Source organism: Pseudogulbenkiania sp. FW507-F1 (assembly GCF_058781125.1).
On the sequence record NZ_JBYSWM010000004.1, the window covers coordinates 162,278 to 182,260 of the forward strand.

Sequence of the window (19,983 nt, forward strand, 5' to 3'; positions counted from 1 at the left end):
ACACTCCAGAGCAAAATGAACAAGGAGCAGGAAAATGTACGACTGGGATGCTTTGTGGCACGAGCATGCGGGCTATCGCACCGGCTATACCGGGGACAAGAATGACCTCAACGAGTTGGCCGAAGAGCTGTCTGGCACGCTGGTGCACCCGGCCAAGGACGACGCCGGCGTGGCCGTTTACGACAGCGGCGACAGTTTCGTGCTGGTTGGCCGCGGCAACGGCATGCAGATTCTGGATGTCCCGAAGCACGCCCTGTTCGACATCACCCTGCGTTTCGTGACGGAAGACGAAGGCGTGGACACGCCCCTGCCCTACGTGGAAATCCTGGTCGACAACCTGGCCACGGGCGACGAGGCGGCGTGGCGCGGCGAGGTTACGCAAGGCGATGACGGCGCTCCACTGGTGGCCGGCTGCCCACTGCGCAGCACCACGCCGCCGGACATGCCGTTCGCCGAGTTGTCGTTCAGCCGCGGGGAGCGTTTCCGCGCGGCACTGCAGCAGCTGTGGCAGGAGGACATTCCGCAGCTCAAGCCGCTGATGGACGCCTGGTTCAAAGGCGAGAAAGCCATGGTGATGGATGCCGACAGCCAGCCGCTGCCGGACGACGCCCGCACCCGGGAGATGCTGGAGCGCTACGCCGAGATCATCCACCGCGAACAGGCGGTGCTGTCGCGAAAGTTTTCCGACAACGAGTTGCACCTGATTGCCGAAGTGCTGCGCGACATCCACTTCGAATCTGCCGCCTCGTGCCGCGGCGTGTGGCTGGCCGTGGAAGCACGTCTGGTTCATGACGAACTCGACCGCAAGCTGGAGGTCGATGCGCAATCGTTGCTGGAACGCATGAAAGCCCTCAGCTTTGCCCAGGAGGTCGCCCTGATCGAGGCTCTGTCGCCACTGCGCGAAACGCAAGAGGGATAAAAAAAGGGCGGCTCAGCAGCCGCCCGCAATCCCAATCCGTACGAAAGAAGTGCTCGTGGCTTGCATGGCCCGACGCAAGATGCAGTCTACAAGACGATTATGACGCGGCAGTGACAGGGAACAGCGTCAGCACGATCTTGCCGAGGTTGCGGTTGCCTTCCATCGCCTCGTGCGCCTCGGCCACGGCGGCGAGCGGATAGGTGGAATCCAGCGTCAGCCGTACCATGCCCTGGCGCAGCGCGGGCAGGATTTCGGTTTCCAGCGCCCGCGCCAGCCGCACCTTGACCGCCTTGGGCTGGCTGCGCAGGGTCGAGCCGATCAGGGACTGGCGCTTGACCAACAGCCGCCCCAGGTTGATCTCCGAGCGCCCGCCCCCCATGACCCCGATCAGCACCAGCCGTCCGTCCAGGTTGAGGCAGCTCAGATTCTGCTCCAGGTAGGCGCCGCCAACCGGATCGAGGATCACATCCGCCCCGCCCCAGGCCTTGACCTTGCCGCCGAAGTCGGCTTCCTGGCGGGCGTTGAAGGCTTCGTCGGCACCGAGGTTGTAGCAATACTCCAGCTTCTCCTCGCTTCCTGCCGTCGCCCACACCCGGGCTCCCAGCAGCCGCGCGAGCTGGATCGCCGCCGCGCCCACACCACTCGCCCCGGCGTGCACCAGCAACGCCTGGCCTTCGGCCAACCTGCCGACCTCGACCAGGTTGAGCCAGGCGGTCATCCAGGCCTCCGGCAGGCTGGCAGACTCCACCCACGACATGCTGTCCGGCTTGGGAATGGCCAATTCGCTGTCCAGCACCGCGTATTCGGCATAGCCGCCCCCCTCCACCAGCCCGAACACCGCGTCTCCCGGCTGGAAACGGGACGGCCCGCGCACGGACTCCACCACCCCGGCCACTTCCAGTCCGAGAATGGTGGATGCCCCCGGCGGCGGCGGATACTGCCCCTCGCGCTGTACCACGTCGGCCCGGTTTACCCCGGCCGCCATCACCCTGACCAGGAGCTGTCCGTCGCCAAGCACTGGCTTCTCGACGATTCCCAGCTCCAGAGTTTCCCGGCCACCTGGCCGGCCTTGCATCACTGCTTGCATAGACATGATCGTTTACCTCGTCGGACTTTGCGCTCGCTCAAGCGCGGCAATCCTCATTTGATTACAATAGCACGCCATGAGTGACGACTGTTTCCACTGCGGCCTTCCGGTTCCGGAGGGCGCTTCCTTTCCGGTGCGCTATCGGGAACGAACCGAATCCACCTGCTGCGCCGGCTGCCAGGCCGTGGCGCAGACCATCATCGATTCCGGTCTCGACGGCTATTACACCCACCGCACCCAGGGTGCGGGGCAGGCCGAGGCGCTGCCGCTGGAACTGCTCGAGCGCATCCGCCTGTACGACTCCGACGAACTGCAGCAGAGCTTCGTCCACATCGCGGCGGACAATGTGCGCGAAGCCGCGCTGATCCTGGAGGGCATCACCTGCGCCGCCTGCGTCTGGCTCAATGAACAGCATCTGATGCGCCTGCCTGGCGTGATCTCGGTCGACATCAACTACAGCAGCCACCGCGCCCGGGTCCGCTGGGACAATACCCGCCTGAAACTGTCGCAAATTCTCGAGGCCATCGCCGCCATCGGCTACCGGGCCCACCCCTACGATGCCGCGCGCCAGGAGGCGCTGCATCAAAAAGAACGCAAGCAGGCATTGACCCGGCTGTGGGTGGCCGGCCTGTCGATGATGCAGGTGATGATGTACGCGGTGCCGGTCTACCTGGCGCCGCACGGCGAGATCGATCCCGACTTCCTGTGGATGCTGCACTGGGCCAACCTGCTGCTGACGCTGCCGGTGATCGTCTATTCGGCGCTGCCGTTCTACCGCGCCACCTGGCGCGACATCACCACGCGCCGCGTCGGCATGGACACGCCGGTCACCATCGGCATCCTGACCGCCTTCGGCGCCAGCACCTGGGCGCTCATCAACAAGGTGGAGCACGGTATTTACTTCGACTCGGTATCGATGTTCGTGTTCCTGCTGCTGGGCGGACGCTATCTCGAAGGCCTGGCGCGGCGCAAGGCCGGGGAAGCGGCGGAAAGCCTGGTGAAACTGGTCCCGGCCTTTGCCCATCGCCTCGCCGGCTGGCCGGACGAAACGGTGGCACACGAGGTGCCGGTGAGTCAGCTGATTGCCGGCGACGTGCTGCTGGTCAAACCGGGCGAGACCATCCCCGCCGATGGCGTGGTGCTGGCAGGCCGCAGCGCGGCCAATGAATCGCTGCTCACCGGCGAGAGCCGGCCCGTCGGCAAAACGGTGGATTCGCCCGTGATCGCCGGCAGTGTCAACCTGGAGAGCCCGTTGACCGTGCGCATCAGCCAGGCCGGGCAAGGCACCCGGCTGGCCGGCATCGTGCGCCTGCTGGATCAGGCGCTGGCGGAAAAACCGCGGCTGGCACAACTGGCCGACCGTTTTGCCAGCGGCTTCGTCGCCGCGCTGCTGCTGGCGGCACTGGCCACCTACCTTGGCTGGCACTTTATCGACCCGGAACGGGCGCTGTGGATTACCGTGGCGGTGCTGGTGATTTCCTGCCCCTGCGCCCTGTCGCTGGCCACGCCGGCGGCGCTCACCGCCGCTAGCGGCCATCTGGCCGGACTGGGGGTGCTGACCACGCGCGGCCATGCGCTGGAAACGCTGGCCAAGGTCAGCGACGTGGTGTTCGACAAGACCGGCACGCTGACCCACGGCGACATGCGCCTGGTGGAAACCCATCGTTGTGGCGAGCGCGAGGATGTGCTCGCCCTGGCCGCGGCACTCGAAGCGGGTTCGGAGCACCCGATCGCCCGCGCCCTGCTGGCGGCGGCGCCCGCCGCGCACCCCACCGCCCAAGAGCTACACAACATCCCCGGCAGCGGCATTGAAGGCATGGTCGGCGGCGAGACCTGGCGCCTGGGGCGCAGCGACTTCGTTGCCGAACTCGCCGGGCCGCTGCCGTCCGGCCTCGCCGACTGGCAGCGCGGCCACACCCGGATTGCGCTGGGGTCGCGCCAGGGCTGGGCGGCCCTGTTCGCCATCGGCGACACCCGGCGCGACGACAGCGCCGCCGCTGTCGCGGCGCTGACCCGACAGGGACTCACCGTCCACCTCTTGAGCGGCGACGAGCACGAGGCGGTGCAAAGGTTGGCCGAAGACGCCGGCATCAGCCAGTTCCGCGCCCGCGCCACCCCGGAAGACAAGCTGGCCTACGTCAGCGCACTGCAGCAGCGCGGCGCCCGGGTATTGATGGTTGGCGACGGCATCAACGACGCCCCGGTGCTGGCGCGCGCCGACGTGTCGATGGCCATGGGTAGCGGCACCGACGTCGCCCGCGCCAGTGGCGACATGGTGCTGATCAACGACAGCCTGGCTCTGGTCCCCGCGGCCGTCACGCTCTCCAGGAAAACCCTCGCCATCATCCGGCAGAACCTGGTCTGGGCGGTGTTGTACAATATCGTCGCGCTGCCGCTGGCCATGGCCGGCCACGTCACGCCATGGCTGGCCAGCCTCGGCATGGCCAGCAGCTCACTGCTGGTCGTGGGCAACGCGCTGCGCCTGGTCGGCATGAGACGCACCACTGCAGCGGCGGCAGAAGCACGCCCGGCCGGAATTCCCCGCCCCGGCCCCACTGCAAGTGCAGCAGCCATGATGGCCGACGATTGAAACGGACGAACTGATGGAAAGTCTCTATCTGCTGATCCCGCTGAGCCTGGTACTGGCCTTCGTGATCGGTTTCATTTTCTGGATGGCCACCCGCACCGGACAGTTCGACGACCTGGAAGGCCCGGGGCACCGCATCCTAATGGATGACGATCGCCCCACCCCCAGCGACAAGGACGATCTCAACGCGGACCCGCCCCCGCGCTGACCGGGCCGCCACGCCCTCCTCCGGCCGCGGTGAGGACATCTCCTGCCCGCCTCGCCGACATGGCCCGCCCTTGACGGCCGACATTCCACGCCCCACGGCCAATCCGCTATAAACACACCATGACGCGCAGACGCTGACGGCGTGTACCGATCCGGCAGCAGCCAGCCACCTGCCGCGCCCCAACCCCCTCTTTCGAGCCGACCAGGAGTGCCATGCCCGGTAGCCATCGCTCGTCCGCCGCCCATCGCGCCCATCTCGATGCCCTCAACATCAGCCGCCTGACGCCGGAGCAGGCGCTGGGTAGCCTGCACACTGGGCCGGGCGGCCTGGCCGAAGCGGAAGCGGCGCGGCGCCTCACCGAATACGGCAGCAACACCGTCGAGGAGATGGCCGGCAAGCCCGGCTGGCAACGGCTGCTGGAACAGTTCGGGCATTTCTTCGCCATCATCCTGTGGATTGCCGCCGGACTGGCCCTGCTGGCCCACGTCCTGCAAGGCGACCCGGCGATGGCGACGCTGGGCTGGGCCATCATCGGCGTCATCGTCATCAACGGGGTGTTCTCGTTCTGGCAGGAGTACAAGGCGGAGCAGGCGCTGGCCGCCCTGCGCCAGCTGCTGCCGCTGGAGGTCAAGGTCCGCCGGGGCGGCGTGGCCTATCCCCTGCCGGCCAGCCAACTGGTGCCGGGCGACATCGTCTACCTCGAAGGCGGGGATGCGGTGCCTGCCGACTGCCGCGTGCTCTCGGCGTTCGGCCTGCGCGTCAACAACGCGATCCTGACCGGGGAGTCGGCCCCCCAGTCGCGTCACGCCGAGGCCAGCCACAACGCCGACCCGGTACTCGGCGGCAACTGCCTGTTTGCCGGCACCTCGGTGGTCGCCGGCTCAGCCGCGGTGGTCGTCTACGCCACCGGGATGCGCACGCGCTTCGGGCACGTCGCCCATCTGACGCAGAGCACGGCGGACACCGTCTCGCCGCTCACGCGCGAACTGGCGCGGCTGTCGCGCTGGGTGGCGCTCTTCGCCACGGCACTGGGGCTGGTCTTCCTGGCCATCGGCCACGCCATCGGCCTGCCCTGGAGCGACAACCTGCTGTTTGCCATCGGCATCATCGTCGCCAACGTGCCGGAGGGGCTGCTGCCGACCGTCACCCTGTCGCTCGCCCTGGCCACCCAGCGCATGGCCAAACGCCGGGCGCTGGTGCGCCACCTGCCGGCGGTGGAGACCCTGAGCGCGGCCACGGTGATCGTCTCGGACAAGACCGGCACGCTGACCGAAAACCGCATGCGCGTGCTGGACGTGTACACCCTGGGGCACGCCCACCCCGCCGACGCCCCGGGACTGCCGGCGGTGCTGAAGCAGATCGCCGGCCAGTGCCACAACCTGCTGGCCAGCGGCAACGGCTGGATCGGCGACCCGATGGAACAGGCCCTGGCGGAGTTTGCCGGGGCGTTGCCGCAGCCGCCGTCATTGCGTCGCGGCGAATTGCCGTTCGACAGCGAACGCAAGCGCATGGCAGTGCTGCAACAGCAGCCGGACGGCCTGCACCTGTACGTCAAGGGGGCCGCCGAAAGCGTGCTGCCGCTGTGCAGCATGCTGCTGATGCCGGACGGCGAACAGCCGCTCGATGCGACCGGACGCGATCGTCTGCTGGCCGAGGTGGACCGTTTCGCCGAGCGAGGCCTGCGCGTGCTGGCACTGGCCTACCGCCAGCCGGCCGCATTGCCGCTGGACGAATCCAACTTGGTGTTTGCCGGCCTCGCCGGCATCGAGGATCCGCCGCGTCCCGAGGTCGCCGGCGCCATCGCCACCTGCCGCCAAGCCGGCATCCGGGTGGTGCTGTGCACCGGCGACCACGCCGTTACCGCGAGCGCCATCGCGCGGCAGATCGGCCTCCTGCAAGGGGACGGGAAGGTCGTGACGGGCGACGAACTGGAGCGCCTCTCCGACACCCAGCTGCAACTGCGACTGGACCAGCCCGACCTGCTGTTTGCCCGCGTCACGCCGGAACAAAAGCAGCGCATCGTCACGGTGTTGCAGCAAAAGGGCGAGGTCGTCGCCGTCACCGGGGACGGCGTCAACGACGCCCCGGCGCTGAAGAGCGCCGACATCGGCATCGCCATGGGACAGCGCGGCTCGGACGTCGCCAAGGCCGCCGCCGACATCGTGCTGCTGGACGACAACTTCGCCACCATCGTCGACGCCATCGAGGAAGGCCGGGCGGTCTACGCCAATATCCGCAAATTCCTGACCTACATCCTGACCTCCAACATTCCCGAACTGGTGCCCTACCTGGCCTTCGTGCTGCTGCGCGTCCCGCTGCCGCTCACCATCATCCAGATTTTGGCGGTCGACCTCGGCACCGACATGCTGCCGGCACTGGCGCTGGGCGCCGAGCCGCCCGCCCCGGCGGTGATGAACACCCCGCCCCGGTCGCGCCAGGAGCGCTTGCTCACCGCAGGGCTGCTGCTGCGCGCCTACGGTTTTCTCGGGCTTTTCGAAGCGGCCGCCGCATTGTTCGCCTTTTTCACCGTGATGCACGCCGCTGGCTGGCACTACGGCGGCACGGTGCCGGCCGGTGCCCCCTTCTACCAGGCGGCCACCACGGCCTGCCTCGTTGCCATCGTGCTGGGCCAGGTCGTCAACCTGTTCCTGTGCCGCGACAGCACGGCATCCGCCTTCCGCCTGCCCGTGCGCAACCGCTGGCTGCTGGGTGGGCTCGCCTTCGAAGCGGCCCTCATCCTGTCGATCGTCTACACCTCTTTCGGCCAACGTGTGTTCGGCACCGCGCCGCTGGCGGCGGCCGACTGGCTGATCGCCTTGCCGGTGCTGCTGGCGATGCTGCTGGCGGACGAGTTGCGCAAGGCCTGGCGGCGGCGCCATCCCGGCGCGGCTGCTGACACCCGCCGGGGAATGGGCTAGCATGCGCTACCCATCTTTCCCGTACCGCCCATCGTGATCGCCAGCTTCCCCTTCATTACCAGCCGCCGCTTCCTGCCGCTGTTCGGCACCCAATTTCTCGGCGCCTTCAACGACAACCTGCTGAAAACCGCCATCGTGGTGCTGATCAGCTACCACGGCCTGAGTATCGGCGGCATGTCGCCGGCGATGCTGGTTAACCTGGCGGCGGGGCTGTTCATCCTGCCGTTCTTCCTGTTCTCCGCCACCGCCGGCAAGCTGTCGGAGAAGATCGACAAGGCGCGCATCGCGCGCGCGGTGAAGCTGGTGGAAATCGCCATCATGCTGTTGGCCGGGGTCGGCTTCTTCTCCCACGCTGCCGGGCTGCTGCTGGCGGCGCTGTTCCTGATGGGGGTGCACTCCGCCTTTTTCGGCCCGCTGAAGTACTCGATCCTGCCGCAGTACCTGCACGAGCGCGAGCTGGTGGGGGGCAACGGGCTGATCGAGATGGGCACCTTCCTCGCCATCCTGATCGGCCAGATCGGCGGCAGCCTGATGACGCAAGGAGGGCCATGGCTGATCGTAACGATGATCTGCGCCACCGCGCTGGCCGGTTACGCCTGCAGCCGGCAAATGCCGCCGGCGCCTCCTTCCTCGCCGGAACTGGCCCTTTCGGCCAACGTGCTGAAGGATTCGGTCGAGCTGGTCGGCAAGGCCTGGCGCATCGCCGACGTGAAGAGCGCTATCCTCGGCATTTCCTGGTTCTGGCTGATGGGGGCGATCTACACCACCCAGCTGCCGACCTTCACCAAGCAGCATCTAGGCGGCGACGCCAACGTCTACACGCTGATGCTGGCGCTGTTCTCGATCGGTATCGGCGCGGGTTCGGTGGTGTGCGCCAAGCTGTCGCAGGGGCGGCTGCAGCTGGGGCTGGTACTGGTCGGCAGCGCCGGCATGACGCTGTTCGGCGGCGACGTGGCGCTGTCTTCGCTGGCCTTGCACCAAGGCGAACTGGTCGGCCTCGGCACCTACCTCGCCACCCCCGCCAACTGGCGCCATATCGCCGACATCGCCCTGCTAGGGTTCTTCGGTGGCTTCTTCACCGTGCCGCTCTATACCTGGCTGCAGATCGCCAGCCCGGCCGCCTTCCGCTCACAGGCCATCGCGGCCAACAACATCACCAACGGCTTCTACATGGTATTCTCGGCCATCGCCAGCGCCGTGGTCCTGAAGCTGTTCGACAGCGTCGCGGTGCTGCTCCTGATCACTGCTTCGGCCAACGTGCTGGCCACCTGGCACCTGGTGCGGTGCGCCCCGAGCATCTGGCATAGCCGCTTCAGTTGGCTCAGACCGGTCAAATCCTGAGCCCCCCCTCCATAAGGGGGCGGCGCGCTTATTCCGCCGCCTGATAGCGGGCGAAGGTATAGCGCCCGCTGACTTTGGCCTTGTACATGGCGCTGTCGGCGCGCAGCACCAACTCCTCCGCCGTCACGCCATCCTCCGGGAACAGGCTGATGCCGATGCTGGCGCACACCTGCAGGCGACGGCCATGGGTCATGATGTCTTCATTGAGTGTGCTCAAGATCTTCGCGGCAATGGCGGGTACATCCGTGGCAATAGCGGGCCCCTTGATCAGCACGATGAACTCGTCGCCACCGAGCCGCGCCACCACATCCTCGCCACGCAAGGCGCTGCGCAGGCGCTGCGCCACAACAATCAGCACCTGGTCGCCAACCGCGTGGCCCATCTGATCATTGATCTGCTTGAAGTGGTCGAGATCGATGAACAGGACGGCCAACTGCTGGCCACTCTCCGCCACCGCGTCAATGGCGCGCTCGATCTGGTGGAAGAACTGCATCCTGTTCGGCAGCCCGGTGAGGGAGTCGTGGTGGGCCAGATGCCTCAGCTCTTGCTGATTCTGGCTCATCTTTTCCATGTGCGACTTCAGCTCCTTGCGCATCTGGTCGAAGCAGCGCGCCAGCACGCCGATTTCATCGGTGCGCGTCACCGGCAGCGCTTCGAGCGCATGCCGGGTTTGAAAGCTCGTCGCGGCATGGGTGAGCATCTGCAAGGGACGGGTCAATGCCCGCGAAAACACCACTGCCAGCACGATGGACAGCACACTGAATGCCAGCACCATCTGGATGGTGCTTTCCCCAAGCGACTTCCCGCCCCGCAGCACATCCTCCAAGGGGCGGGCCAGGCCAAGCACGACAAATTGATGGTTTTCCGGCAGGCCGAACGGTTTGCGCACAAAAGCCAGAATCTGCCCCTTTGCCCGCTGCGGATCGTCCAGCCCGTTCACCAGCACGCTGGATTGGGTCTTGTCGAACAACGGCCGGGTCTGCTCGTAGCTGTCTTGAACCAGCAAACGCCGGCCCTTATCGAAACCGAAGGTCATGGCAGGGTTGGGGTGTGCCAGAAAATCGCCCCACTCGTTGGTGAGGTACAGCTGGTGCCCGGCCGGCAAGTCCGACTGGACGGAGTCGAGCAAACTTTTCAACCGCACATTGATGACGACCACGCCGACGACGGCGCCGGCCGGCGTCACGACCGGCGAGGCCAGGCGCAGCGTCGGCGCGCCTTCCGCCGAATGAGCGCCCTGTTCATGGTTGACCGTGATCGGCGAGACGTAGACGCGCCCTGGCGCGAGCGCCAGGGTTTCGAAAACATACGGGAAATGCCCTTTCTCCTGCAGCAGAGACCCAGTCACCCTCACCAGGTGGCTGCCATCCCGATCGAAACGGATTCGTTCGAGGCCAAACTGCTGGCGGGAGATCAAGCGCACCTGGGCGTATTGAGGATGCAGGCGCATGATGGTGCCGAACACCTGCGCCAAACGTTCCTTGGCCACGTCATCCCCGGCAACTTCTTCGAAGCCGGCGACTTTTGCCGATGAGGGCATGTTGGCCAGCGTCAGGGCGTCGGCCGCAATATCGTTCAGGACAGTGGATAAGCGCTGACTCAGCAATTCGGTGGAGGTGAGCAAATTCCGCTCGGCCTCGTTCACCAGCAGGCTTTGATTGGTGGAATAGGCATAGTAGCCCGTCACCCCAGAGGCCAGAATGCCGATGCAGGCGAGCAGTATCGAGAGTTTGACGGTCAGACCCGGACGCATGGCTAAAGCCTCTCCGGAAGATTGCCGGATACGATCTTGCCCCACAGCGCCTCGCGCTGCTTCACATCCTCCACCGGCTGGAGCCAGATGATGCGCGATTTATCGCTCAATTCCGGTGGCGAGGTCAGGGTATTCGCCAGCCCCTGGCGCTCGGGCAGCAACCGGCTGACGGCCGGCTCCAGCATGTAGTCGATCCAGGCCAGGGCCAAAGAACGGTCGCGCGCCGCCCGCGTCATCGCCCAGCAATCCAGCCACGCAAGCGCCCCCTCTTCCGGAATGACATAGCCCACGTCCGCCCCGGCCTTACGGAGCTGCGTCAGCTGCTGCGTGCCATAGTTGGCAAAAAGCAGGGCCGATTTATGTTGAATAAATAATTTGGTTGCTTCTTCGGGAAGGCTGTAATAACTCAGCAAATTACGCCGCAACGCAACCAATTGCCTCGCGACGCGCCGCATTTGATTCGCATCGAGCTGAAAAGGGTTGTCCACCCCCAAAGCCAGCGCCGTAAAGGAAAAATTATGTTGTGCACTATTGAAGGCCAGCACCTTTCCGCGATAGCGCGGATTCCACAATTCGGACATCGACCGTGGGGGAACGGACACCTGCTTGCGGTCATAAATCAAGCCCATGGCGGAATAGGTAAAGGGAAGGGCATAAACCTTGCCTCCCTGGGTCAGGCCGCCGATGGACGAGAGCGCGCGAAAGCGCGGGAGCTGGAACCGGGTGTTAGGCAGACGTGCCAGGTCGAGCGGTTGCAGCAACCCTTCACGGGTATAGCGGTGAATTTCAACAGTATTGGCGGCCACCACGTCGAACGTGTTGTCGTGACCGGCATGCATTTTGTCCCACAACGATTCATCGGAGTCGACAAACGTCACTTCCACCTTGCTGTGAAAACGGGCCTCGAACGCCTTCACCACGTCGGGATCGGCATATCCAGGCCAGGCCAAGACGCGTAATGTCTTCTCGGCGGCGAAGACAGGCGGCGCCAACGCAAGTAAAATAGTCAAAATGGTTATTTGAAAATATTTGCGCATTTATTTGTCATTTTATTTTGATCGAGCACCACTTTTACTCAATTCGTCAAATGATCAGGCAAAATCAGCGCCACGAAAAAATTGCTTGATCAAACACCGGTTGTTTACCAAAGTGGCATTAATAAAATAATGCACATAAATACTGCAACAGTTCAATCTACTTCTTGAAAAATAGTTTGTTTAAATTAACACTTGACCAACCAAACGTCATTGCCACACCTAGGTTGAAGAGCGCCGGCTAAGCAGCGCTTCACTCGCCGCCCCCTGTTTCCTGCCTCCGACACGGCAGAAGCAGCGGGCGCAGGCGATGCAGCCGCACCTGTCGCCCCGGTCTGTCGCGATAAAGATGAGATGAATGGCCACCAGCCTGCGGTGAGACCCGCACCGCGCCGCTCAGGGCATTGGCGGGGAAATGTGATGGTAAACGGACAACGGCGCCATTCCACCGGGAGTGGCGCTTCTGGAGACGGGACGGCCTCCTGCCCATGATGGAGGCCCGCTCTGACGAGAGCACATGGAAAACACCCAATCGCCAGACACCTTCACCATGAAGCGTGGTGACACCAGGCAGCCCATCCGCGATGGCGTAACCGCAGACCCGCCGGCGGAGGCCTCGTCACGCCCCCGCCCCGACTACCGCACCCTTCCCGCTCAGCAGCTCTGGCACCAGGGCTCCCGTTCTGAACAAGGGCTGATCCTGGGCGGCTGGCTGCTGTCGGTTCTAGCCTGCATGGCCAGCGGCATCGCCGCCGTCGCCAACAGCTGGTCCGGCCTGTCACTGACATTCGCCGGGGTGGAAGTCTATGTGTCGATCTATCCCCCCCTCATAATCTGCCTATGGTGGACCCTGTTCTTCGGCTGGACCTGGGGGGCGATTCCGGCCTATCTGGCCACCTTGTCGCTGGCGCTGTATGCCCACATGCCGCTGCCCTGGGCGCTGCTGTTCGCTTGTGCCAACCCTCTGGGCTTCGCCGTGCTGGTGCTGGGCTACCGCACCATCGCCATGCCGCTACACCTGCGCTCGGCCAACGCCGTGCTCTATTACACGCTGATGTCGTTTGTCGCCAGCGTCTTCAGCTCGGCCGGGGCGCTGATCTGGTGTTACACCAATCTGGTCGACCCGACCGGCCTGCTGCCGATCTGGCAAGGCTGGTGGTTGGGCGGCTTCCTGCAGTGCCTGTTGCTGGGAGGTCCGTTGTTGCTGCTCAGCCAGCCGGCCTTGGAGCGCTGGCGCGACCGGCACCCACGGCTGTGGCGCACCGCGGCAGCGGAGTCGCGCCGTCTCAGCCTGCAGCTGGTGATCGCCATCGTCGCCGGCGTGCTGATTTACGGCTGGCTGACACTGTGGCTCGGCAGCAATACGGTGCGCCACGCCCTGCGTGCCAGCGAACTGGCGATCTTGCCCGGCGCCGTCACCACCATGCTGGCGACCACCTGGACCTTCTATTGGGTATTTGCCCTGATTGCCGCCTTCGTCGGCTTCTTTGGCTACCGCATGTTCACCTACTGGCTGGATTCGACCACCCGGCTGGTGAACGAACTGGCCGAGGCCAATAGCAAGCTCGCCCATCTGGCACGCACCGACACGCTGACCGGCCTGCCCAACCGGCGCGCACTGGAAGAAGCGCTCGAGCAACAGCTGCAGCGCTCCCGGCGCAACGGCGAGCAGGCCAGCCTGGTCCTTCTCGATATCGATCATTTCAAGGTGGTCAACGACCGCTACGGTCACGATGCCGGCGACGCCGTGATCCGCGCCCTGGGCAAGGCCATGAGCGAGACCATCCGCAGCATGGATGTGGCCGGACGCTGGGGCGGGGAGGAATTCCTGGTAGTACTGGCCAACGTTGACGAGGAAGGCGCGGCCGCCTTCGCCGAGCGTTTGCGCACGCGGGTCGAATCGACCACGGTCGCGCATGGCGAGTTGCACGTGAGTTACACCATCAGCCTCGGCGTCGCCCCGCTCTCCACACCGCATCGCGAGGCCTGGCTGAAGCGGGCCGACGAAGCGCTGTATCGCGCCAAACTGGACGGCCGCAACCGCACCGCCATCGCGCTGGCACGCGGCGAGGTCGAGGGCGTGTCGCTGCACAGCCCTTGCTGAGCACGCCTGCCACAAAAAAATAACGCCACCCCTGATGGGGTGGCGTCTTGGCGAGGTCGCGCCGACTCAGCCGGCCAGCTTGGCCGCCGCGTCACGCAAGGCGGTGCGCAGCCCCTCCTCCACCACGGGGTGGTAGAACGGCATGTCGAGCATCTGCGCCACGGTCAGCCCTTGTTGCACGCTCCACGCCAGAAGGTGGGCGATATGCTCGGCACGCGGGCCGACCATCTCGGCACCGAGGAAGCGGCCGCTCTCCTTGTCGGCGTAGACATGCAGCAGACCCTTGTTCTTCAGCATCACGCGACTGCGGCCCTGGTCCTCGAAACTGACCTCGCCGGTGACGAAGCCGCCTTCGGCCAACGTGGCGAAGCTGGCGCCGACCATCATCATCTGCGGGTCGCTGAACACCACGCCGATCGGCGCACGGCGCAGACCGGGACGCACGTCGGGGTAGCGCGCAGCGTTCTCACCGGCGGTCTTGCCCTCGTCGGCCGCCTCGTGCAGCAGCGTCAGCGTATTGTTGGCGTCGCCGGCGAGGAAGATCGGGGCGTTGCCGCACTGCAGCGTTTCCGGGTCGAACAGCGGCACGCCGCGGCCATCGCGCTGCAACGAGGTGTTCTCCAAACCCAGCCGCTGCACGTTGGGCGTGCGGCCGGTGGACACCAGCACATAGTCGAAACGCTCTTCCCGCTCGCCGCCGTCGAGATGCACGTAGCGGATCACCGCCTCGTCGCCGTCACGGCGCATCTCCACCACCTTGGCCTTCGGATCGAGGTAGAACTCCTCTCCCAATGCACGGCGGGCATAGTCGCGGATCACCGGATCGGTGAACGGACCCAGCGAGCCGCTGGCACCGAACATCCTCACCTCGACGCCGAGGCGCGACAAGGCCTGACCCAGTTCCACCCCGATCACGCCGGGACCGAACACGGCGACGCGGCGCGGCAGCGTGTCCCAGTCGAACACATCATCGTTCACCACCAGCAGGTCGCCGAACACCTGGAACGGCGCCGGAATCGCCGGCGAGGAACCGGTGGCGATCACGACACGGCCGGCCTTGAGCTGGGTGTGCTCGTCGACCTGCAACAAGGTGTTGTCGATGAAGCGGGCGTAGCCCTGCAGGCGGTCCTGTTCCGGAATGCCTTCCACGCTGTTGACGACAAAGCCGACGAAACGGTCGCGCTCGCGCTTGACGCGCTCCATCACCTCGCGCCCATCGATGCGGATCACGCCATCGACGTGCACCCCGAACGGCGCGGTGTGGCGCGCTTCGTGTGCGGCTTCGGCGGCGGCAATCAGCAGCTTGGACGGCATGCAGCCGACGCGGGCGCAGGTGGTGCCGTAGGGGCCGCCCTCGATCAGGACGGCGGTCTTGCCGTTGGCCTTGGCGGCACGGTAGGCGGCGAGGCCGGCGGTGCCGGCGCCGATGATGGCTACGTCGACGGAGAGGTTCTGCATAATCGTTATCCTTATGGGTGATCAGATGCGCCGGGATACGTCACGCCACTGCGCTGACGTCACGTATCCGGGCGGAAAAATGGGCCGGGCCAAACTGCCTTGGGCCGGCCCGAAAGCTCCCACCGGCGTCAGGGCATGAAACCGGCGGAAACAACAGTCGCTCAAAAACGGCCTGGTGCTCAGCGGGCGAAGCGCGTTTCCAGGTCGTCGGCCGAACCGATCAGTTCACCATTGATGAACACCTGCGGCGCAGTCATCTTGCCCGACACGGCACCCAGCACCTTGCCGCGGATCGTGTTATCGAGCGGAACCTCGACGAAGTTGTAGCCACGGTCGGTGAGCAAGGCCTTGGCCCGGGCGCAGTGCGGGCAGCCGACCTTGGTGAACACCACCACCTGATCCGGCTTCTTGGCCTTCGGGTTGAGGTAGTCGAGCATGGTGTCGGCGTCGGAAACCTTGAACGGATCGCCCGGCTCCTGCGGTTCGACGAACATCTTCTCGACCACGCCGTCGCGCACCAGCATCGAGTAGCGCCAGCTGCGCTTGCCGAAGCCCAGCTCGCTCTTGTCCACCAGCATGTTCATCCCGGCGGTGAATTCACCGTTGCCATCGGGTACCATCACGATGTTCTGGGCCTCCTGATCCTGCGCCCATTCGTTCATGACGAAGGTATCGTTGACCGACACGCACAGGATGGCGTCGATGCCGTTCTCGAAGAACGCCGGCGCCAGCTCGTTGTAGCGCGGCAGATGGGTGGACGAGCAGGTCGGGGTAAAAGCGCCCGGCAGCGAGAACACCACCACGTTCTTGCCCTGGAACAGTTGCTCGGTGGTGACGTCCTTCCACTCGTTGTTTTCGCGGATGTGGAAAGTAACGTTCGGAACGCGTTGGCCTTCGTGATTGCTCAGCATGGTGAATCTCCTGGTTTGAGAGTGGCGTCATTTATCTATCGATGACTGCATTCTGATAGCCAACAACAAATTCGTCTAATTGATTGTTAAAAGCATATTGATATTGAAAATCTATGAGCAGTCATCGCCTCCGGCTTTGCCACATCGCCATCCCGCCGGCCTCCCATGCTGCACGCCAGCCGGCACAGCGACCGACGACACCCCGACCCGTGCCACACCAACCCGTCCCCCAGGTGCGCTGATGCAACTCGTCGGACTTCACCACATCGCCATCATCGGCTCGGACTACGCCCGCTCGCGGGACTTCTATCACCGCATCCTGGGCCTGCCGATCGTCAGCGAGACCTGGCGCGAAGAGCGCCAGTCGTGGAAGCTCAACCTGGCCCTGCCCGACGGCAGCCAGATCGAATTGTTCAGCTTCCCAGCCACACCGCCCCGGCCCAGCCGGCCGGAAGCCTGCGGCCTGCGTCACCTTGCACTCGCGGTCGGCAACCTGGAGCACGCCCGCGACGCCTTGTTGGCCGAAGGGATCGAACTGGAGGCGATCCGCCTCGACGACATCACCGGCCAGCGCTTCTGCTTCTTTGTCGACCCCGACGGGCTTCCCATCGAACTGTACGAATGCAGGCGCTGAACCGTATCGGTACCGGCGCCGCCGCACCGCACCCTTACTGCCAAAAAGCAGGGGCGCAACGCGAACCAAGCAAGCCCGGCGGCTTTCAAAGCAGGAAACGACCGCCCGGGCGCATGACGAGATAGCCGGCGTGACGCCGAAAATAATGGATAATTGACTGATGAAACGTTTGAACACTGTCCTGAGCGTGCTGGCCCTGAGCACGGCTCTGCCCGCCCTCGCCGCGGTCGAGAACGACCTGATCGCCGCCCGCGAAGCCTACCGCAGCAACAACGTGGCCGAACTGGCGCGCTACGCCAGCATCACCTCGGGCCACCCGCTGGCGAACTACCCGGCCTACTGGCTAGCCTGGAAAGCCCTGGAAAAGGACGACGACGCCCAAGTCATCACCTTTCTCAACAGCGTCAAGGAAGGCGTGATGCCGGAACGCATCCGCAACGAGTGGCTGAAACACCTGGGCAAGCGCGAAGAATGGGCACGCTTTGCCCAGGAATGGCAGAACCTGCCGCCGGAAGGCAGCGACGAAGAAACACGCTGCTATGCCAATTTGCTGAGACTGCGCCAAGGCAGCCGTGACATCGACTTTGCGGGCTTCCTGCAAGGGCGCGACACCCCTTTGGGCTGTGAAACCCTGATCGAGACCGCCGCCGCCAAGGGCCTGCTTGGGCCCGACTGGGTATGGCGCCGCATCCGGCTGCAGCTTGCCGGCAACTACCTCTCCTCCGCCCGCAAGCTGGCCACCGCCACCGGGCTGACACTGGATGCCAGCACGCTGGCCCGGCCGGCCAGCGCCGACGCCTCGACCCCGGGCGGGCAGGAAATCCTGGTCTACGACATCGTGCGCAACAAGGGCCGCGCCAATCTGGACGCCGCCGCCGACGCCCTGCGCGCCCTCGAACCGTCGCTGAGCCGGGAACGCGCCGGTTTCGCCTGGGGTCAGCTGGCGCTGCTGTCCGCCAAGCGCCAGCAGATGGCCCAGGCCCTGTCGTGGTTCGCCCAGGCCGATGCCACCCAGCTCACCGACGAGCAATGGGAATGGTGGGCCCGCTCCACGCTGCGTATCGCGCAATGGGGCGTGCTGGAGCAGGTCACCCGCTCCATGCCGGCCAATCTGGCCGCCAAACCGGTGTGGCAGTACTGGCGTGCCCGGGCGCTGCAGGCCCTAGGCCGCGGCAGCGAGGCCACGTCACTGCTGGTGCAAGCCAGCGATGGCCACCAATACTACGCCACGCTGGCGCGCGAGGAGCTCGGCACCTCGCTGAGTGCCTCTCCCTCGGCCAAACCGCCGAGCGAGGAGGATATCGGCACCCTCAACGCCCAGCCTGCGGTGCGCCGCGCCCTGGCACTGTTCCATCTGGCCGAAGACTACCGCAAGCCGGAGTTCCGCAACGACGCCCGAAACGAGTGGCGCTGGAGCATGCGCAACCTCCCCGACAGCCAGCTCCTGGCAGCGGCTGAACTGGCGCGTCGCCACAGCTTCTACGACATGGCGATCTACAGCGCCGAACGCACCCGCACCGAACACGACTTCTCGCTGCGCTACCTGACGCCGTATCGTGACATCACCCGCCGCTACGCCAAGCAGCTGGACATCGACGAGGCCTGGGTATACGGGCTGATCCGCCAGGAAAGCCGCTTCGTCACCGTGGCCCGCTCCGGCGTCGGGGCCTCCGGCCTGATGCAGCTGATGCCGGCCACCGCCAAGTGGGTCGCCGGAAAAATGGGCCTCAACGGCTTTGCCGTGGACGACATCGACACCAATATCCAGCTCGGCACCTGGTACCTGCGCTACGTGCTCAATTCGCTGTCCAACAACGCCGTGATGGCCACCGCAGCCTATAATGCGGGCCCGGGCCGCGCGCGCAGCTGGCAGGACAGCAAGCCGCTGGAAGGCGCCATTTACGCCGAAACCATTCCCTTCGACGAAACCCGCGACTATGTTCAGAAGGTCATGGGCAACGCCGCGTATTATGCGAGTGGCTTCGAGCACACCCCGCTCTCGCTGAAGAGCCGCCTGGGCACCATTCCGGCCCGCTGATCGGCCGGTCGTCGAACACGTCTTGCGGAGAGTAATCGAAGAATGAAATACCAACGGATCTGCGTTATCGGCGGCAGTGGCTTCATCGGTGGCTACCTGGGCGAAAGGTTGGCCGAAGCCGGGGTCGAGATCACCTTCGCCACCCGGAACTACGAACAGCACAAGGAAAAGCTGATCGTGCTGCCGAAAACCGAGCTGGTCGAAGCCAACGTGCACGACCAGGCCAGTCTCAACGCCCTGCTGCACGGCCACGACGCCGTCGTCAGCATGGTCGGCATCCTGCACGGCAGCCGCCAGGCGTTCGAACGCGCGCACGTTGCGCTCCCGGAAAAGATCATCCAGGCCTGCCGCTATAACGGTATCCGCCGCCTGATCCATATTAGCGCGCTCGGCGCCGACCCCAACGGCCCCAGCCACTACCAGCAGACCAAGGGCATTGCCGAACAACGCATCGAGGCCAGCGGGCTCGACTGGACCATCCTGCGCCCGTCGGTGGTGTTTGGCCGTGGCGACAGTTTCCTGACCTTGTTCGCCCACCTCGCCCGCACCCTGCCGCTACTGCCGCTGGCCGGTGCCGACACCCGCTTCCAGCCGGTGTGGGCCGACGACGTGGCGCGCGCCATGGTGGCGTGCCTGGCCAACGACGCCACCGTCCATCACAAAATCGAACTCGCCGGCACCAAGGTCTACGCCCTGCGCGAACTGGTGCGCTACGTCGCCGGCCTGAGCGGCCAACAGCCGCTCATCATCGGGCTACCGGCAGGGCTGGCCATGCTGCAGGCCGGACTGATGGAATTGCTGCCGGGACAACCGCTGATGAGCCGCGACAACGTACGCTCGCTCTCGGTCGACAACGTCGGCACCGGCCCCTTCCCGCGCGAGCTGCTCGGTTTCTCGCCCACGGCGCTGGAAGCCATCGCGCCGCTCTACCTGGGCAAGGCCGAGCCGAACGAAGTGCGCTCGCACTTCCGCGCCGAGGCTGGACGTTGAC

At 65.3% G+C, this 19,983-nt stretch carries 14 protein-coding genes; 9 read left to right on the forward strand and 5 right to left on the reverse strand.

Annotated features, from left to right (window positions below; genetic code table 11):
• Nucleotides 1-34: 34 nt before the first annotated feature.
• Nucleotides 35-919 carry a hypothetical protein gene (locus AC3WG5_RS04260; protein ID WP_492567914.1) on the forward strand — a complete coding sequence of 295 codons (885 nt, stop codon included), beginning with the start codon at nucleotides 35-37 and terminating at the stop codon, nucleotides 917-919.
• Between the two features lie 97 nt (nucleotides 920-1,016).
• On the opposite strand, the gene AC3WG5_RS04265 is transcribed toward AC3WG5_RS04260, so the two are convergent.
• On the reverse strand, nucleotides 1,017-2,012 hold the full coding sequence (locus AC3WG5_RS04265) for an NAD(P)H-quinone oxidoreductase (protein ID WP_492567915.1): 996 nt from the start codon (nucleotides 2,010-2,012) through the stop codon (nucleotides 1,017-1,019).
• Nucleotides 2,013-2,082: 70 nt separating this feature from the next.
• On the opposite strand from AC3WG5_RS04265, the gene AC3WG5_RS04270 reads away from it, so the two are divergent.
• The 4 genes from AC3WG5_RS04270 (at nucleotide 2,083) to AC3WG5_RS04285 (ending at nucleotide 9,060) form a co-directional block, all read left to right on the forward strand.
• Nucleotides 2,083-4,596 (forward strand): heavy metal translocating P-type ATPase, encoded by a 2,514-nt coding sequence (locus AC3WG5_RS04270; protein ID WP_492567916.1) that lies wholly within the window; start codon nucleotides 2,083-2,085, stop codon nucleotides 4,594-4,596.
• 13 nt (nucleotides 4,597-4,609) lie between these two features.
• Nucleotides 4,610-4,801 (forward strand): cbb3-type cytochrome oxidase assembly protein CcoS, encoded by a 192-nt coding sequence (gene ccoS / locus AC3WG5_RS04275; RefSeq protein ID WP_008952767.1) that lies wholly within the window; start codon nucleotides 4,610-4,612, stop codon nucleotides 4,799-4,801.
• Nucleotides 4,802-5,013: 212 nt separating this feature from the next.
• Entirely contained in the window at nucleotides 5,014-7,719 is a 2,706-nt protein-coding gene (locus AC3WG5_RS04280) for a cation-translocating P-type ATPase (protein ID WP_492567917.1), read from the forward strand.
• Nucleotides 7,720-7,752: 33 nt separating this feature from the next.
• Complete coding sequence (locus tag AC3WG5_RS04285; RefSeq protein ID WP_492567918.1) at nucleotides 7,753-9,060, forward strand: MFS transporter; 1,308 nt, start codon at nucleotides 7,753-7,755, stop codon at nucleotides 9,058-9,060.
• Nucleotides 9,061-9,088: 28 nt separating this feature from the next.
• Here the strand turns inward: AC3WG5_RS04285 and AC3WG5_RS04290 are convergent, their stop codons facing one another.
• Together AC3WG5_RS04290 and AC3WG5_RS04295 are read right to left on the reverse strand one after the other, a co-directional pair.
• A complete protein-coding gene (locus tag AC3WG5_RS04290; protein ID WP_492567919.1) occupies nucleotides 9,089-10,813 on the reverse strand; it encodes a HAMP domain-containing protein in 1,725 nt (574 codons plus the stop codon).
• Between the two features lie 2 nt (nucleotides 10,814-10,815).
• Complete coding sequence (locus AC3WG5_RS04295; RefSeq protein ID WP_492567920.1) at nucleotides 10,816-11,850, reverse strand: extracellular solute-binding protein; 1,035 nt, start codon at nucleotides 11,848-11,850, stop codon at nucleotides 10,816-10,818.
• 514 nt (nucleotides 11,851-12,364) lie between these two features.
• Between AC3WG5_RS04295 and AC3WG5_RS04300 the strand changes: the two genes are divergently transcribed.
• Complete coding sequence (locus tag AC3WG5_RS04300) at nucleotides 12,365-13,951, forward strand: GGDEF domain-containing protein (RefSeq protein ID WP_492567921.1); 1,587 nt, start codon at nucleotides 12,365-12,367, stop codon at nucleotides 13,949-13,951.
• Nucleotides 13,952-14,017: 66 nt separating this feature from the next.
• Here the strand turns inward: AC3WG5_RS04300 and AC3WG5_RS04305 are convergent, their stop codons facing one another.
• Together AC3WG5_RS04305 and AC3WG5_RS04310 are read right to left on the reverse strand one after the other, a co-directional pair.
• Nucleotides 14,018-15,409: a dihydrolipoyl dehydrogenase gene (locus tag AC3WG5_RS04305; RefSeq protein ID WP_492567922.1), complete on the reverse strand. Its 1,392-nt coding sequence runs from the start codon at nucleotides 15,407-15,409 to the stop codon at nucleotides 14,018-14,020.
• A 179-nt stretch (nucleotides 15,410-15,588) separates the two neighbouring features.
• Nucleotides 15,589-16,320, reverse strand: coding sequence for a glutathione peroxidase (locus AC3WG5_RS04310; RefSeq protein ID WP_482581479.1), 732 nt, complete (start codon nucleotides 16,318-16,320; stop codon nucleotides 15,589-15,591).
• 241 nt (nucleotides 16,321-16,561) lie between these two features.
• Here AC3WG5_RS04310 and gloA2 point away from each other — a divergent pair, with 241 nt between their 5' ends.
• From gloA2 to AC3WG5_RS04325, 3 genes are all read left to right on the forward strand, one after another.
• Nucleotides 16,562-16,954, forward strand: a complete 393-nt coding sequence (gloA2, locus tag AC3WG5_RS04315) for an SMU1112c/YaeR family gloxylase I-like metalloprotein (RefSeq protein ID WP_492567923.1) — start codon at nucleotides 16,562-16,564, stop codon at nucleotides 16,952-16,954.
• 160 nt (nucleotides 16,955-17,114) lie between these two features.
• Nucleotides 17,115-18,992, forward strand: a complete 1,878-nt coding sequence (locus AC3WG5_RS04320; RefSeq protein WP_492567924.1) for a lytic transglycosylase domain-containing protein — start codon at nucleotides 17,115-17,117, stop codon at nucleotides 18,990-18,992.
• A gap of 42 nt (nucleotides 18,993-19,034) precedes the next feature.
• On the forward strand, nucleotides 19,035-19,982 hold the full coding sequence (locus AC3WG5_RS04325) for a complex I NDUFA9 subunit family protein (protein ID WP_492567925.1): 948 nt from the start codon (nucleotides 19,035-19,037) through the stop codon (nucleotides 19,980-19,982).
• The last annotated feature ends 1 nt before the right edge of the window (nucleotide 19,983 follow it).